11 protein-coding genes and 2 pseudogenes are annotated in these 16593 nt (G+C 67.6%); 3 read left to right on the top strand and 10 right to left on the bottom strand.

Annotated elements, in window-relative coordinates:
* Positions 1-589: 589 nt before the first annotated feature.
* Positions 590-1777: a benzoate/H(+) symporter BenE family transporter gene (locus tag ACFX4F_RS21025; protein WP_205406413.1), complete on the top strand. Its 1188-nt coding sequence runs from the start codon at positions 590-592 to the stop codon at positions 1775-1777.
* A 5-nt stretch (positions 1778-1782) separates the two neighbouring features.
* Here ACFX4F_RS21025 and ACFX4F_RS21020 read toward each other — a convergent pair whose 3' ends face one another.
* From ACFX4F_RS21020 to egtB, 5 genes and pseudogenes are all read right to left on the bottom strand, one after another.
* Complete coding sequence (locus ACFX4F_RS21020; RefSeq protein WP_380658289.1) at positions 1783-2568, bottom strand: DUF2628 domain-containing protein; 786 nt, start codon at positions 2566-2568, stop codon at positions 1783-1785.
* A 31-nt stretch (positions 2569-2599) separates the two neighbouring features.
* A pseudogene (locus ACFX4F_RS21015) lies at positions 2600-3412 on the bottom strand (D-hexose-6-phosphate mutarotase); the annotation flags it as partial.
* A gap of 71 nt (positions 3413-3483) precedes the next feature.
* Positions 3484-4675, bottom strand: a pseudogene (locus tag ACFX4F_RS21010) (lytic murein transglycosylase); the annotation flags it as partial.
* A 197-nt stretch (positions 4676-4872) separates the two neighbouring features.
* Entirely contained in the window at positions 4873-5850 is a 978-nt protein-coding gene (egtD, locus tag ACFX4F_RS21005; RefSeq protein WP_099821651.1) for an L-histidine N(alpha)-methyltransferase, read from the bottom strand.
* Entirely contained in the window at positions 5847-7118 is a 1272-nt protein-coding gene (gene egtB / locus ACFX4F_RS21000) for an ergothioneine biosynthesis protein EgtB (protein ID WP_380658287.1), read from the bottom strand. Before egtB ends, egtD begins: the two co-directional genes overlap by 4 nt.
* A gap of 162 nt (positions 7119-7280) precedes the next feature.
* Here egtB and ACFX4F_RS20995 point away from each other — a divergent pair, with 162 nt between their 5' ends.
* Positions 7281-8582 (top strand): diguanylate cyclase, encoded by a 1302-nt coding sequence (locus ACFX4F_RS20995; RefSeq protein WP_380658292.1) that lies wholly within the window; start codon positions 7281-7283, stop codon positions 8580-8582.
* On the opposite strand, the gene ACFX4F_RS20990 is transcribed toward ACFX4F_RS20995, so the two are convergent.
* Complete coding sequence (locus ACFX4F_RS20990; RefSeq protein ID WP_099821650.1) at positions 8564-8956, bottom strand: YchJ family metal-binding protein; 393 nt, start codon at positions 8954-8956, stop codon at positions 8564-8566. The two genes, ACFX4F_RS20995 and ACFX4F_RS20990, sit on opposite strands and share 19 nt — an antisense overlap.
* A gap of 72 nt (positions 8957-9028) precedes the next feature.
* Here ACFX4F_RS20990 and ACFX4F_RS20985 point away from each other — a divergent pair, with 72 nt between their 5' ends.
* On the top strand, positions 9029-9808 hold the full coding sequence (locus tag ACFX4F_RS20985) for a sulfite exporter TauE/SafE family protein (RefSeq protein ID WP_380658284.1): 780 nt from the start codon (positions 9029-9031) through the stop codon (positions 9806-9808).
* A gap of 155 nt (positions 9809-9963) precedes the next feature.
* On the opposite strand, the gene ACFX4F_RS20980 is transcribed toward ACFX4F_RS20985, so the two are convergent.
* The 4 genes from ACFX4F_RS20980 to folE form a co-directional block, all read right to left on the bottom strand.
* Positions 9964-13344, bottom strand: coding sequence for an ATP-binding protein (locus ACFX4F_RS20980; RefSeq protein ID WP_380658282.1), 3381 nt, complete (start codon positions 13342-13344; stop codon positions 9964-9966).
* Between the two features lie 16 nt (positions 13345-13360).
* Positions 13361-14062: a DUF4194 domain-containing protein gene (locus ACFX4F_RS20975; protein ID WP_025875661.1), complete on the bottom strand. Its 702-nt coding sequence runs from the start codon at positions 14060-14062 to the stop codon at positions 13361-13363.
* Entirely contained in the window at positions 14049-15518 is a 1470-nt protein-coding gene (locus tag ACFX4F_RS20970) for a DUF3375 domain-containing protein (RefSeq protein WP_099821647.1), read from the bottom strand. The genes ACFX4F_RS20975 and ACFX4F_RS20970 overlap by 14 nt, the downstream gene beginning before the upstream one ends.
* Before the next feature lie 109 nt (positions 15519-15627).
* The gene (gene folE / locus ACFX4F_RS20965) at positions 15628-16239 is read right to left on the bottom strand and encodes a GTP cyclohydrolase I FolE (protein ID WP_380658279.1); all 612 of its coding nucleotides are present in this window, start codon (positions 16237-16239) and stop codon (positions 15628-15630) included.
* Positions 16240-16593: the final 354 nt, after the last annotated feature.

Genomic DNA, 16593 nt, shown 5'->3' with positions numbered 1-16593 from the left:
ACGTATCGCTTGCTTTAAAACAATTAATAGTTGCTTGATCAAACGTCTGCAAGATGGACAATCATCCTTCCTGCAGGCGCCTTCACAAGATACCTGCGCATACTTTCAAAGATCTTGGGAAGTGGCCTCAGCGCCGTTCCCGTGTGCTGCGAAGTTTCCTTCGTAGCGAGCCGCCCATTATAGCCGGCTTTTCCGCTTCGTCAACACCTTTTTTCAAGGCCGTCTCACCGAAGTGGACGTTGTTGCCGATGCTGCTTCGTCGTTGGACCCGAAGGCCTTTCGTCGTTGCGAGCCGCCTATTATGCCGGACTTTTCGAGTCCGTCAACACCTTCGTTCGATCATCTCGTCCGGCGGTGGTGGCGTCGCTGTTCGCGTTGGTGGCTTCCGAAGAAGTCGCCGTGCTGCAGCAAGGGAGCGAATTCTAGAGATCCTGCAGAATTCGTCAACACATTTTTTTCAGGAGCATGACAACGCATCGGCTGCTGCATGCACAACGGGCGTGCAACGATCACTGCGGCGTTGCCCGCGCGTTGCGCGGTCAACGCCGCAGGCGCTATCTATAGTCGGATGCCTACAGGAAGGAAGACGATGGACACGACGGTACGACAGGGATGGTGGCGGGATCTTTCGATGCCGGCGATCGTCGCCGGCTTCATCACCGTGCTGGTCGGCTTCGCCAGTTCGGCGGTGATCGTGTTCCAGGCGGCGCAGGCCGTGGGTGCCGACCAGGCGCACATCGCCTCATGGATGTGGGCCCTTGGGCTGGGCATGGGCGTGACCTGCATCGGCCTGTCACTGCGCTACCGCGTCCCGGTGGTCACCGCATGGTCGACGCCGGGTGCGGCGATGCTGGTCGTCGGTGCCGGTGGCGCGTCTCTGTCTGAAGCTACCGGTGCGTTCCTGCTGGCGGCGGTGCTGGGCATGCTCGTTGGCTTCTCCGGGGTGTTCGCCCGGTTGATGAAGCGCGTGCCCATGGCCTTGGCCGCGGGCATGCTGGCCGGTGTGCTGCTGCGCTTCGGCCTGGAGGTATTCGTGGCAATGAACACCCAGCGCTTACTGGCGTTGGCCATGTTCGCTACCTGGCTGCTGGGCCGCCGCCTGTTCCCTCGTTATGCGGTGATCGCCACCCTGCTGGTCGGCATCGCCATCGCCGCCAGCCAGGGTCTGCTGCATGCACAACAGGTGCACCTGCAGCTGGCCGTACCGCAATGGGTCACTCCTTCGCTGTCGTGGACGGCGATGGTCGGTATCGCCCTGCCCCTGTTCGTGGTCACCATGGCCTCGCAGAACATCCCCGGTGTGGCGGTGATGCGCGCCTCCGGCTACGACGCGCCGGTGTCGCCGGTGATCGGCTGGATCGGCGTGGTCAACACGCTGCTGGCACCCTTCGGCGCCTATGCACTGAACCTGGCGGCCATCACTGCGGCGATCTGCATGGGCCGTGATGCCCACGAGGATCCGGCACGGCGCTACACGGCGGCGATGGCGGCCGGCGCCTTCTATATCGTCATCGGCCTGTTCGGGGCCACCGTAGCGGCCCTGTTCGCTGCCTTCCCCAAGGAACTGGTGGCCTGCGTGGCCGGTATCGCCCTGTTCGGCACCATCGGCAACAGCCTGGCCAGTGCATTGGCGGTGGAGCGCGACCGCGAGGCCGCGCTGGTCACCTTCCTGGTGACCGCCTCGGGGATGACACTGGCCGGTATCGGTTCTGCGTTCTGGGGCCTGGTCGCCGGGACGCTCTGCCTGTGGGTGCTGCGGCCGCGGCAGGCCAGCTGAAGGAATCAGCCGGCCAACACGGCCCCGACGATGCCCAGGGTGACGGACACGGCGATGGCGATCACAGCACCAATCACGCTGGTATCGCCACGTGCTGCCAGCGTGCTGCGCACCGCAGCCTCGTTGTCCGTACTGAGCGACTGGGCGCGTGCGATCTCCCGCTGGCAATGCTGCAGGTACCAGCTGTTGGCAAAGACACCCACGGTAACGCTCAGGCCCAGGTTGATCACCAGCGACAGGGCATCCGGCACTTCGATGAAGGCCTCGATCGCGCTGGATGCCACCAGCACGCCGACCCAGATGGCGGCCATGCGGTACATCTTCCGGTACATCATCCAGATCACGCCAAACAGGAACCCCGGCCAGTGCCAGGTGCCCGCCGCGTTCGCGGTGCCTTGGTCCAGGCGCCAACGCTTGCGATAGATCGGGAAGTTGCCGCCGACAATGGCTGCATACAGACCCAACTGGCCGGTCAGTCCGGCGCCCAGTGGAATGACATCGGGCGTTGCCGCTGCGGTCGGTGCGCGGTATGGGTCATGGCTGGACGCTGCGGCGACGGCGGTCTCACTGGCAGGCGGTGCTGCCGGGCCGTCGGCGACGCCGTCGGCACCCGACGCTGGCGCTGCAGTCGACTGCAGCGACTGCAGCGGCTGCCAGCCAGCCATGCCCTCGCACCAGAGCAGGGTGTGGCCGGTGATGACGCCGTCCTGCTGCAGCCTCTGCAGGCCAGCCAGGTCCACTGGGCCTTCACTCTTGCCGTGGCGGGCGTAGTACCACTGTGCTTCCTGCATTGAAGATCTTCCTGTGTGGGTGTTGCGCGGTTTACAGGGATGCGCTGGACAGCGTCTGCACCAGCGTGTGGCGATCGCCGGGGGCGATGGTGATCACATCCGGCCCGGCGTTGGCGGCTTCCAGGCAGACGTAGTCGCGCCAACCGTCACCGACATCGGCCATCTTCGCGGCAGCGTCGGCGCCAGGGTTCCATGCCACCAGCGAGCGGCTGCCTTCGGTGCGGATGTCGATGCGGCGCTTGAGCACCGGGTCGCGCAGCACATAGTGCCCGCCGGCCTGGGTGTAGATGCGGTCGCTGCGGCCCGGGTCACGCGGATCGCGTAGCGACCACGGACCCTGCTGGCGACGCGGCTGGGCGTAGTTCTCGAACTTGTCGAGGTAGTCCAGGCCATCGACGCCGTCGACGTCGACCTTGCTGGCGTCACCGACACGGAAGTAGTTGTGCAGCGCCTGGGTGATGGTGGCCGGGGCCTTGCCGGTGTTCTCGGTGAGCAGCTGCTGGCGCAGTTCACGGCCGACACGCACCGTCATGGTCAGACGCAGACCGAGGTTGTCCAACGCAGGTGGGGCCAGGGTCAGTTCGATGCTGCCATCGTCGAGGCGGCGCGCCTGCTGCAGTTCCCAGGGCAAGGTGCGCACGAAGCCATGGGCGGGCACGTCATCGCCCTGCCCCTGGCGGCCGAAGTACGGCCAGCACACCGGGCTGCCGCCGCGGATGGGCGCAGGCAGTGCCGCACGCCTGGGCGAAAGCCACATCACATCCGGCTGGCCCTTGGGCACGAACGAGAGCAGTTGGCCGCCGAACACACTGATGGCGGCGGTGGCCTGCGGGGTTTCCACCAGCCAGGCGTCGAGTCCCTGGAACTGGCCACTGCTGACACCCTTTATCTGTTGCACGCTGGATCGACTCCGGATGGCCGGCGACTGCGCGGCACTGTAGTTGGTGGGAAGGCTGAAGCGGGTGGGTGTGGCCGGGACCCTCGCCTGCGGTTCGCCCTGCAGCGCGCGCAGGATGCGCTGGCCGGCGCGACCATCGGCGTCGGCCCAACCAAGACGGCGCTGCTCGACCTGGATGGCGCGACGACTGGCGGTACCGATCATGCCATCGGCGGCGCCGATGTCATGGCCACGCGCCAGCAGCAGGGTCTGCAGCTGGCGGCGCTCGTCGCGGCCAAGACCGGGGTCATCGGTGGGCCAGGCGGTGACCAGGCCGTTGCCGCCACGCAGGCGGTCGGCCAGGGTGGCGATGGCCAGGGCATAGCTCTCGGCGGCGTTGTAGCTGTAGATCGCGTCGTAGTTGCGGAACACCAGCAGCGCCGGGCCCTTGTTGCCGGCCGGCAGCAACAGCGCGGCGCGGGCATCGGCGGGCAGGCCAGCCGGCGCCAGCGCGCTGCCGTCCAGGCCGGTCACGCCCAGTGCGCGCCAATCGGCCAGTGCCCGGCGCTGGGTGCGGCCGGCCTGGCTGGCGTTGAACCCGGCGGGGACGCGCACTTCCATGCCCCAGGGTTCGCCGGTCCGCCAGCCGGCACGCTTCAGATAATTGGCGGTGGAAGCCAATGCATCGGGAATGCTGCCGACCAGATCGCGGCGGCCATCGCCATCACCATCCACGGCAATGCGTGCGTAGGTGCTGGGCATGAACTGGGTGTGGCCGAAGGCCCCGGCCCAGGAACCGGTCAGGCCCTGCGCCTGCAGGTCCCCCTTGTCGATGAGCTTGACCAGCGCCAGCAGTTCGCCGCGGAAGAAAGGTTGCCGACGGCCGGCACAGGACAGCGTGGCCAGCGACTGCAGCAGCGGGCGCTTGCCGAACACGCGGCCGTAGTCGCTCTCCACACCCCATACGGCGACGATGGTGACTGGATCGACGCCGTACTGCGTCGATACGCGCTGAAGCAGATCGCGGTGCTGCTGCAGCATGGCGCGACCGTCGTCCACGCGCTGGCGATCGACCAGCGCGGCCAGGTAGTCCCAGATGGGTGTGGTGAACTCCGGCTGCGCGTCGAGCAGCGGCAGCACGCTGGGATCAGGCTGCAGTCCGGCGGTGATGGCCGTGAAACGGTCAGCGGCAATGCCCTGGGTGGCGGCCGTAGCCTGCAGGCCCGCCATGCAGCGGGCGAACGCGGGATCTGCGGTTGCCGCGGCTGTCGGCGGCGCGGCCGCTGGCAGGGCAAGCGCGGCGGCCAGGCCGAGCGTGGTCAGAATGGGCATGGCGTCCTCCGTGTTGCCGGTGCTGCAGCCATGGTAACGCGGAGGGGCGGCAAGGTTGGTCGCGGCTGCTGGCCAACGGCCGGCACTACCTGTGGCTAGGGTAAGGGGCGCAGCAGGCGCAGGCCGTACGCAGGATGGTCAGCGTTCCAGTGCGCCACCACCTCCAGCCCTGCCTGCTGCAGCAGATGACCGAAGCTGGCGTCGGTGTACTTGTGGCTGTACTCCACGCGGATCGGTTCGCCCGCGCTGAAGTGGAAGGTGCGGCCGTCGAGATGGACGTCCTGCTCGCGCTGGCTGACCAGGTCGGTTTCGATGCGCAGGCGCGCGGTGCTGTAACGGGCCCGGTGACGGAAGCCGTCGAGATCGAAATCACTACCGATCTCGCGGTTGAGGCGCGCCAGCAGGTTCAGGGTGAAGGCGGCAGTGACACCGTCGGCATCGTTGTAGGCGGCCTCGATCAGTGCCGGGTCCTTGTGCAGATCGATGCCGACCAGGGCCAGGCCCTGCTTGCCCATGGTCTGGCGCATCGCGCGCAGCAGCGCGATCGCGTCCTCATCAGCGAAGTTGCCCAGCGTGGAACCGGGGAAGAACAGCAGCCGGCGCACGGCAGGCCGGTCCGGCGCGGGCACCTGCACCGGCCGGGTGAAGTCGGCACACACCGGCAGCATTTCCACGTCCGGCAGCGCCGGGGCCAGGTGGTCGATGCTGGACAGCAACGCCGCGCGCGAGATCTCGATGGGCGTATAGGCCACCGCATCCTGCAGGGCGGCCAACAGCCGGGCGGTCTTGCGGCCGCTGCCGCTGCCCAGTTCGACCACATGCACGCGCGGCCCCACCGCCTGCGCGATCTCCGGCAGCACCCGATCCAGCAGGGCCAGCTCGGTGCGTGTGGGGTAGTACTCGCGGGTGTGGGTGATCTGCTCGAACAAGCGCGAGCCGCGCGCGTCGTAGAAGTACTTGGACGGCAGCTGGCGTGAGGCGTGCGACAGGCCCGCCACGGCGTCGGCAAGGATCTGCTGGCGGCCGGGGGTCAGGTCGGTCAGCGCCTGCAGCGCATCCTGGACGGTACTCATGAAAGATCCCTTGCCAGGCGCAGGCCTGAGAACTGCCACCGCGCGGGTGGCATGAAGAAGTTGCGGTAGCTGGCGCGTACATGGCCACGCGGGGTGGCACAGCTGCCACCGCGCAGTACCCACTGGCCACACATGAATTTGCCGTTGTATTCGCCGAGGTTGCCGGCGAAGGGACGGAAACCGGGGTAAGCGCCATAGGCGCTGCTGGTCCATTCCCACACGTCGCCGAACAGCTGGCGCAGTCCGTCGCCCTGCCCTGCCATCGGGTGCAGATGATCGTCATCGGCGAAGTGGCCTGCGACCGGCTGCGTGGCGGCGGCCGCTTCCCATTCGAATTCGGTGGGCAGGCGGGCGCCGGCCCAGCGTGCGCAGGCATCGGCTTCGTAGTAGCTGAGATGACAGACCGGTGCGTGCGGGTCGAGCTCGCGCCAGCCACCCAGGGTGAACTCGCGCAGCAGGTCGTCATCCCAGTACAGCGGATGCTGCCACTGCTCGGCCTCGCGCAGCGCCCAGCCTTCGCTCAGCCACCAGCGTGCATCGCGGTAACCCCCCGCGTCGATGAAGGCGCGGTACTCGGCGTTGCTGAGGGGGCGTTCGGCGATGGCATGCGCAGGAAGCAGCACGCGATGCACGGGCGATTCATTGTCATAGGCGAAGGCCGCGCGCTGCGGCCAGGCGGACGCACCGATGCTGACGATGCGTTCGCCCTGTTCGACCCAGCCCTGCGCGCTGCCGGCGCTGACGGCGACGGGCAGATCATCGCGATACGGTGGCTGCAGCGGATTGCACCAGAAGGCGTGCTTGATGTCGGTGAGCAGCAGCTCCTGGTGCTGCTGTTCGTGGTGCAGCCCCAGCTGCAGGTGCTGCAGGGCATCGCTACCGAGATCGCCGTCGCGCAGTTGTGCCAGCACCTGCGCATCCACGTGCCGGCGGTAGGCGTGCACCTGCTGCAGCGAGGGTCGCGACAGCAGACCGCGCTGTGGCCGTGCGTGGGCGGGGCCAAGACTCTTGTAGTAACTGTTGAACAGATAGTCCCAGGCCGTATCCCAGGGTGTGTAGCCGGGCCGGCTGGCGAGCACGAAGCGTTCGAAGAACCAGGTGGTGTGGGCCAGGTGCCACTTGGCCGGGCTGGCATCGGCCATGCTCTGCAGCAGGGCGTCTTCGGGGCTGAGCGGTGCGGCCAGCTGCACGCTGCGCCCCCGCACGTGGGTGAAGTGGCGGGCGAGGTCATGCTGCGGGGCAGCGACGGCGGCGGGTACGCTGTCCATGCGACCAGCTTCGGCCGCGGCCGGTGAGCGCGATGTCATGGCCCGGTGCCATGCTGTTCACATCGGCGCTCGCGGATTCAGGAAGGGCACCGTTCAAGAAGGGCACCGTTGCGCCGCTAACGGCAGTGCTGCGGCCGCGTCGTGACCGCGCTGGAATTCCGTGTGGCCCATCATCCGCTCCGACAGCCTGTGCACTACCTGTTCGTGCTGCCCGCCGTGCTGGTCGCGCTGGTGCTGTGGGCGAGCCTGGAAAACGATGATGTCGGCCGCGCCGGGCAGCGCATCCTGCCCTGGCTGCTGGCCTGCCTGGGTGCAGGGCTTGCGCTGCTGTACAACCAGGTGCGCACGTTGTGCCTGTTGCTGCTGGTGGCGCTGGCCTTTGCGGTGCTGCACCAGGACCTGGGGCACTACCTGCGCGATGGCCGGGTAACGGCGCTGACGCCACTGCGCTTCCACGCGATCTCGACCTGGCTGCCGTTGTTGTTCGCTGCCCATGCGCTGTGGCCCGAGCGCGGGCGCCGCCGCCAGGACCTGCTGCTGAGGGCCACGATCAGCGGTGTTGCCGTGGCGATCTTCATCCTGCTTGCGGCACAGCAGCCGCAGGGCATGCACGACCTGCTGTCGAACCGGCACTTCCCATGGCTACCGAGCGACTGGAACGCGCTGGCGCAGCTGCCCGCCGTGTTGTTCCTGCTGGCCACCGCTGCGCTGGGATGGCAGGCATGGCGCCAGCCACGGCCGCTGCATACGGCCATGCTGCTGGCCCTGCTGTGCCTGTGGTGGATGCTGCCGCGGATCTTCCTGCAGCCGGTACTGCTGCCGGCGCTGAGCGTGGCGGCGCTGCTGCTGATGTTGGCGGCGACCCTGCAGGAGTCCTTCCACATGGCCTTCGGCGACGAGCTGACCGGCCTGCCCGGCCGCCGAGCATTCAACGAAACCCTCAAGCGCGCCACCGGCACCTACAGCATTGCGATGATCGACGTCGATCATTTCAAGAAGTTCAACGACACCCACGGCCACGACACCGGCGATGACGTGCTGAAACTGGTGGCGTCACGGTTGTCGCGGGTAGGCGACGGCGGCCGCGCGTTCCGATATGGCGGCGAGGAATTCGCGGTGGTTTTCCTCGATCGCCCGGCATCGGCCTGCGTGGATGCGGTGGAGGCGCTGCGGCAGGGCATCGAGCAGAGCCGGATGCAGCTGCGCGACCGCAGTACCCGCAGCCGTGACGATACGCTCGGCCAGCAGCAGCGTGGGCGCGGCGGTGGCGGTGCGGTGGTGCAGGTGACCGTCAGCATCGGCCTGGCCGACAGCCGGGTCGATCCGCGCCCTGCCGGGGTGGTCAAAGCGGCCGACCAGGCGCTGTATGCGGCCAAGGAGGAAGGCCGCAACCGCGTGTGCGCGCATGGCGGCCAGCGCGTGCTGGCCGTGCGCGGCAGCCACGCTCAGACGGCGTCGAGGTAGTACCAGCGACCCTCGACCCGCAGGAAGCGGCTGTGCTCGGTCATTTTCACTGCGCTGCCGCCGCCGACACGGTAGCGGGCGGTGAAGCGGACCTCGGCGCTGTCGGTGCCGGTCACCTGGTGATCCTGCACGGTCAGGCCCAGCCACTGGGTGCGCTGGCCGGGGGCATCATCGAGCGAGAGTTCTGCGGGACGGGTATGCGGATGCCAGGTGGCACGCAGGTAGTCCGGCAGATGGCGCACATAGGCGCTGTAACGCGAGCGCATCAGACGCTCGGCATCGGGCGCGGCGTCGCCGGCATGGAAGCGACCGCAGCAGGCGGCGTAGTCGGCGGCCAGGCCACAGGGACAGGGATCGGGGGCGGTTCGGCTCATGCGGGTATTGTCGCGTGGGCGGGGGCAATGTGACAGGCGTATGCTGTCGCGCCCTCACTTCGATCGAGCGCCGTGCTGGAACTGATTCCTCCTGAGTTGTGGTGGCTGGTGATGATCGCCTTCGTTGCCGGCTTGGTCGATGCGGCCGTGGGTGGCGGCGGACTGGTGCAGTTGCCGGGCCTGTTCACGGTGCTGCCGCAGCAGACGCCGGCGATGCTGTTCGGCACCAACAAGTTCAGCTCGATGTTCGGCACCGGCGCGGCGGCATGGCGCTATGCGCGCAACGTGCGCTTCCCGTGGAAGCCGGTGCTGTTCGCCGCCGGTACGGCCTTCGTGTTCTCTTTCCTTGGCGCTACGGCGGTCAGCCTGCTGCCCAAGGACGCCGTGCGGCCACTGGTGCTGGTGCTGCTGGTGGCGATGCTGGCCTACACGCTGTGGAAGAAGGACTTCGGCGCGCTGCACCGGCCGCAGGAGATCGGCCGCCGCGAGCTGGTGATCGCGCTGGCGATCGGTGCGGCGATCGGTTTCTACGATGGCTTCTTCGGGCCCGGCACCGGCAGCTTCCTGATCTTCCTGTTCGTGCGCTTCTTCGGGCTGGACTTCCTGCGTGCGTCGGCAGCCTCGAAGGTGGTGAACCTGGCGACGAACGTGGCGGCGATCTCGTTCTTCGTGCCGACCGGCAACATCCTGTGGCTGTTCGCGCTGCCGATGGCAGCGGCCAACATCATCGGTTCGGTGGTGGGCACGCGGTTGGCGCTGAAGGGCGGCACGCCGTTCATCCGCAAGCTGTTCGTGGGCTTGGTGGTGGTGCTGATCGCGCGGATGGCGTGGGATACGTTCCGTAGTTCGTGAATGAGCGTCGCGACCTGGTAGGTGCCAACCTGGGTGGGCACGCGGTTTCCGGTCGCGGAGAGCAGCCGAGCATGGCTTGGCTCTACAGGTTCACATGATGATTCCGGCCGCAAGCGCCGCCGGGCATGGCCCGGCGCTACCACAGGCCGAGACGGTCAGGCCTCGGCTTCTTCCGGTTCGTCGGCCTGCTGGCGGCTGCGCTCCGGCAGCTTCAGGCGCTTGCCTTCTTCGTCGTACTCGATGAGCAGCACGCCGGAATCGTGGCGGCCGCTGATCTCGACGAAGCAGGCGCCACCGATGAACGGCTCCAGCGTCATCACCGATTTCAGCGGGGTGGCGACCACCATCTGGAAACCGAAGTTGTCGAAGATGTTCATCGCCAGCGCGGTGAACTCGTTGTCGGCCTTGTCGAAGGCTTCGTCGAGCACGACCGCGGCATAGCTGGGCAACTGGCTGTCGGCACCGCCGAGCTGGTAGCGCAACGCCGCCGCCAGGCAGGTGGTGGCCAGCTTCTGCCGCTGGCCACCGGACTTGCCGGCGCCACTGCGGTAGATCTCGACCTGCTGGCGCGTTTCCACGTCCAGCTCCACGCCGATGAACTCCACGTGCAGGCGCACGTCCAGCACAATCTCACGCCAACGCTTGTCCTCGCCTTCCTGCGAGCCCAGCCGGTTGACCAGCTGGCGCAGGACGGTGAACTGCGTTTCGGCGACGTCGCGCTGCTCGGTCTGCTGCTGCGACAGCACCTCGCGCAGCTGTTGGTGGAACTCCTGCACTTCCGGCAGGCGCCGGTCGTTCAGCTCGATGGTCAGCAGGGTGCCACGGTTGAAGGGCACCTGCTCCAGGCTGGCGTTGACTTCGTCCAGGCGCTGGCCGATCGACTTGCGGGCCTCGGCACTGTGCCGCTGCAGCGCCAGCAGGTTGTTCTTGCTCTGGTTCTGCAGCAGGTCGAAGAAGCGTTCTTCGTGCTGCGGCAGGCCATCGCGTTCAAGGCGCTCGAGGCGAGCGAGGAAATCCTCGGCCGAGGCCACCGACACGGTGAAGTCGCCCGATTCTTCCGGCCACTGCTGGATGAAGCGACGGAAGCAGCCCAGCAGCAGGTTCTCGACGCGGTTGACGTCCTGCTGCGAAGACGACAGCTGTTCGTTCAGCGCGTTGCTGACCTGGCGCATGTGCGCCTCCAGCGTTTCCAGGCTGAGCGGGCCCTGCTCCTGCAGGCGCTCGGCCAGGCCGGCTTCCTGGTCTTCGGCCAGTGCCGGCAATACCAGTGCACGGCTCTGCTGGCGGGCCCGGTCCAGGCGGTCGCGTTCGCGCACCAGCTGGCCGCGCTCGACGCGGGTGTCTTCGTAAGTGCGGCGGGCCTGCTCGATATCGGCGCGGGTGGCGTCGATCTGCTGGGCGATCCTGGCCAGGTCGGCATTGCCTTCGCGCAGGGCGTGCAGGCTGGCCTCGATGTCGGCCAGGCGCTGTTGCGGCGCGGCGACGTCGATTTCGTTCCAACTGATGCCGACCAGCTGGTGGCAGGCCAGGCGACGTTCGTTGTCGCGGTCACGCTGGCTGCGCAGGCGCGCGATGTCGGTATCGCAGCTGGCGATACGGGCGGCCAGTTCCTGCGCCTCCTTCTCGAAAACAGCGAGCTTGTCGCGGTTGCTGAAGCCCAGCAGCCAGCGGCGGCGATCGTTCACCACACTGCGGTCATCCTTCTCGAAGCGGTCGCCCGGATGCTTGACCTGGCCTTCGCGGGTGATGCCGCGGTCGACGTTGCGCAGCTGCTTGGCGTCCACGCATTCGTAGTCGAAACGCTTGCCCAGCTCGCGGCGCAGCCAACTTTCGAACACGTGATCGCGCAGTTCCAGCTTGTGCAGCAGCGACTTGGCGGACGGTTCGCGGGCGAACGCCTCGTCGTTGCGACGCACGCGGTAGTAGGTGAAACGCATGCCCAGGTGGGTACGGTTCACCCACTCGGCCACCTCGTTGTAATGCTTGTCATCGACCAGCAGCGACTGCGCGAAGCCGCCGAGCACGCGCTCGATCGCGCCCTGCCAGCTCTGTTCTTCCGAGCGGACCTGGATCAGTTCGCCGACGAACGGCAGTGCCGCTTCGGAAATGCCGGTTTCTTCGGCCAGGCGCGCACGCAGCTTCTGCATCGGTGCCGGAATACTGGAGGGCGTGCGCTGCATCGCCTCCAGTTCGCCACGCACTTCGGAGAAGCGGCGCTCGTCGTCGCGCTTGCCGCCCAGCCGTTCGCTGATGGCATCGTCCAGAGCGCTCGACGCGCGCTGACGGTCTTCCAGTTCGGACTGCGCCTGCTCAAGCAGCTCGGCGAAGCCATGTGCATCCTCGGGCAGCGCGGCCTGCAGCTTCTGTGCGGCGTCACGCGCCTGTGCCTGCTTGGCCAGGCGGCGATCACGTTCGGCTTCGGCGCGGCCCTGCTCGCGTTCCAGCTCCTCGATGCGCTCACCACCCTGCTGGCGGCGCTGCAGTTCCAGCTCGGCCAGGCGTTCGGTGTGGTTGTCCAGCGCCGCACGACGCTGCGCCTCTTCACCCAGCAGGCCGCGATCACGCGTGTCCATCTCGCGCAGGCGCGCTTCGATCAGCAACTGACGGCGGCTTTCGCGGAAGCTGTCGATACCGAGCTTGAGCGCTTCGTCGTCGCCGCGACGGCGGCTCATCGCCTGCAGGTCGCCGTAATGTTCGCGCGCCGGCTGCAGGGTTTCGACCTGGCGCCGCGCGGTGACCACGGCCTGGTGCGCGCCATCGAGTTCGGCGAAATCGCTGACCAGTCGTTCGGCGGCGTCGAAGGTCTTCGGCGTGTCGAGCATGAAGTCGCGCAGGAAGACGTTCAGGTCACCCAGATTCTTCGCCGACTGCGTCTTGTGCAGCAGGCGCAGCGCCATCTCGTTGTCGATGCCGAGCAGGTGGCGGAAGCGTTCGGCGTAGCCGGAGAACGTATCGAAGTGATGGACGTCGGCCAGCTTCTGCTTGAGCTTGCGCAGATCCAGGTCGAAGCCGCCCAGATCCTTGGCGATGTCGAACGGACGCTCGGCGATCATGTAGTGCTTGCGCACGTCACCGGCGGAGGTGCTGCTGCCGGCGATCCAGAGCAGGCGTACCAGGCTGACCACGCGGCCATCACCGGCGCGGTACTCCAGCACCAGCGCGGTCCAGGTGGCGCCCTTGCGCAGGTACTGGGTGGCGATTTCGCCGGTGCCACTGTCCTGCTGGTCGGCCCATGCGCCGCGCACGTAGGACACCAGGTTGCGGTCGCGGCCGCTGCGTTCGGCTTCACGCGCTGCGGCGTTGAAGTCGACGATGGCCGGTGGCGTCAGCAGTGCGGACATGGCATCGAGCAGGGTCGACTTGCCCGAACCGGAGCGGCCGACGAACAGGAAGCCGCGCTCGGCGATCGGCACTTCGGTCAGGCCGTTGAAGGTGCCCCAGTTGTGCACCTGCAGGCGGCGCATGCGGAACTGCTGCAGGCGCGGGTCCGGCAGGCCGTCGTTGAACAGGGCGGGAGTGTGCTTGGAAATGGCCATGCGGTGCTCGGGTCTCTCAGGCTTCAGCGGCCGGGGTTTCGCGCAGCTGGCGGTAAACCGCCGACAGCTGGGATACGTCTTCGGCGGAGAACAGCAGCTTCAACGCCGGCGAGACTTCGTGGCGGTCTTCCTGGCCGCCGAGGCGGGTCAGGATGTGGTTGTCCTTCATCTTCTGCACCGCCGAGGCGACGCGGCGGTTGAAGCCGGCGCGGTCGGTGGACAGGTTCTTCTCGTAGATGGCCAGCGCTTCGGCCATCTCGGCATCGGCGACCACGGCGCGGTTGCCGCGTGCATCGGCTTCGCCCAGCTGCTGGCGCAGGTACAGCAACAGCACCGAATCAATGAAGGTCAACGGCGAGGTGCGCAGCAGTACCGGCGCATCGACGTCCTCGGTGTCGGCCTGGCGGGTGAACGCCACGCCACTGTCGCGGTCGAGCACCAGTTCCAGGAACAGGTCCGACAGCGCCGAACGGATGCCGGCTTCGCTGCGGATCAGTGCCGGCCACAGCTTGGCGTGGCGCAGCTGGTCGATGCTGGGGCCGATCAGCAGCTGGCACAGCGCGCGGCGCGCATCCAGCGGCAGGCGGCCGGTATCGCCCATGTAGTAGACGTCGTTGCCGCGCCGCGGCTGGGCCACGGTCGCCACCGGCTCGGCCTGGTAAGCGTCTTCGGCCAGGTCGGCATGCGGTGCGTCGATGGGGTCTTCATGCCAGCTCATGGCGTCTCTCCTGGGTAAACCAAACCAGCGGGATGCGGGCGCGACGGATCTGTCCGTCGCCACCACGCCATTCGGCAAGCTCCTGCTCGCCGGCGATCACGCTGCCAAAGCGCGTGCCCAGCGAGAGGTAACCGATGACACTGCCCAGCCCCTGCGGCGCTTCGCGCTGCGACAGGGCCTGGGCGATGCTGAGTTTCGGCTGCGCATCAAGCAGGTCGTGCAGGTCGCGGCGCAGGGTGCGGAAATCGATTTCCGACGACGCCACCAGGTCGCCCACGCTTTCCAGGCTGATGCTGGCCGCATCGTTGTATTCGACGTTGCCATCGACCTGGGCGCTGCGCGGGTCGTGCAGCTTCCACTGCGACCACGAGCGCAGGCGGCTGGTGGTCAGCTGCAGGTCGCGGCCGATGGCGCGCTGCGCCGGGAAGTCATCGCGCAACGCCAGTGCTTCGGACTGCGCCTGCTTCAACAGCTGGTTGAGGCGGCGCTGCTCCAGGTAACCACGGCTCTGCACGAAACCGCGCAGGCTGCGCGCGAAGTTCTGCAGCACGTCGTGCACCTGGCCACCACGCTCGAGCATGGTGCTGGTGAAGCCACGCAGGAAGTTGCGCTCGTTGCGGTCCAGCCGACGGGCGAAGCCGCGGGCCAGCAGGGTCTCCAGCGCGGCATCAAGCTGGGCGCTCTGTTCGGCGTCGTTGAGCAGGCGCCAGAACGCCTGGAAGCTACGACCCGCGTCGCTCTCGCCGATCACGTCCACGCCCTCGAAGAGCTTGGACAGCACGTCGCCGCGCTCGCCCTCGTCATCGATGATGCGTTCGCGGAAATCACGATTGAGCTGTTCGAAGTCGTCGCGCACGCGGCGGAAGTCTTCGGTCAGTTCGTCGGCCAGGCCGATGATCTGCCGCGTACGTTCCAGCGCACGCTTGCCGTCCAGGGCCGTCACACGGCCGGCGCCGACACGGGCGATCTCGGCATCGATGCGGTCGCGCTCGTCGCGCAGTGCGGACAGGCGTGCGTCGGGATCGGCCTCGGTCTGCGCAGCGAGCTGCGACAGCTGTTCGATCACCAGTGCCAGACGGCTCTCGGTGGCGGCCACGCGGGCCTGCTCCATGCTGTCGGCGAAGCGGATCGCCTGCAGCGCCTGGGTCGAGAGCTCGTACTGCTCCTGGTCGGCGCCTTCGGGCAGCCGGCGTTCCAGCCAGCCCTGCGCCAACCAATGGGCAACGTAGGCCTGCGCGGTCCGCGGCAGCTCGCGCGACAGCTCGTCACCGTTGAGCTGGTCCAGCGCGCGCTGCAGGCGCTCGTTGAGGACCGATGCAGGCAACGTGCGATCGCCGTCCATCAGCAGGCCCTGCAGCAGGCCGATGATTTCCGGTGCGTGGTCGGCGGCGAGCAGCTTCCATTGCGGCTGTTCGCGCAGGTGGCGATAACGGGTGATGCGTTCGCGGTGCTTCATGCAGCGAGATCGGTCCGAAGGGCGCGGCGGCCAGCGCGCGCGCGCAGGCGCGGCGCAGGCACGGCGAAAGCGGCGGCCGCGCGGGGCCGCCACCGGGAGGCGACGGCGCTCAGCGCTTGCCGCCCACTTCGATGAAGCGCAGGAACTCGGCGCGGGTGCGGGCATCCTCGCGGAAGCTGCCCAGCATCTTCGAGGTGACCATGCTGACGCCACGCTTGTGGATGCCGCGGGTGGTCATGCACTCATGGGCGCCTTCGACGACGACGCCGACACCGACCGGCTGCAGCACATCCTGAATGCACTGGGCGATCTGCGCGGTCATCTTTTCCTGCACCTGGAAGCGGCGGGCGTAGGCTTCGACCACGCGTGCCAGCTTGCTGATGCCCACCACCTTGCCGGCCGGCAGGTAGCCGACGTGCACGCGGCCGATGATCGGCGCCATGTGGTGCTCGCAGTGGCTTTCGTATTCGATGTCGCGCAGGACGATCAGTTCGTCGTAGCCGGCCACTTCCTCGAAGGTGCGTTCCATGTAGGCGCGCGGGTCGTCGCGATAGCCGCTGAACCAGTCGCCATAGGCTTCAGCCACGCGGCGCGGGGTATCCAGCAGGCCTTCGCGGGTGGGGTCCTCACCGGCCCAGCGCAGCAGGGTGCGCACGGCATCCTCGGCCTGGATCTGGGTCACATCGCCCTGCGGGGCGGCCTTTTCGTTGTTCTTGCTCATTGCATACAGCGCCCGAACGGGGGGCGAGCATCGTACCCGACCGGGGGGTGGGTCGTCCTCTGGGGACGGTTCATCGGGGGTCGTGTTGGCGCGTCGTTGCTATCGGTTGGGAGGTTGAGAGGGGACTGAGCAGGACACGCCGTAAACCCGTCCTTGGGGGCTCGATGGCGCCATCCATGGCGCCAACGGTCCTGCGCAGCCCCCTCTCAACCTCCCTGACAGTTTCCTGCGGGCGCGGCCGGACCGCCCGAAAGCGGGGGCAAAAGCTGGGGTTCATGGCTTCGGAGAGTGCTCTGGTAGCGCCGGGCCATGCCCGGCGAGCGGAGCGGTGCCACAAGGAGCCGCCGGGCATGG

Origin of the sequence: Stenotrophomonas sp. YIM B13575, from assembly GCF_042787595.1 — a bacterium.
Classification (GTDB): domain Bacteria; phylum Pseudomonadota; class Gammaproteobacteria; order Xanthomonadales; family Xanthomonadaceae; genus Stenotrophomonas; species Stenotrophomonas lactitubi_B.
Note: the sequence above shows the minus strand (reverse complement) of the source record. Positions and strands in the feature narration are given on the sequence as shown.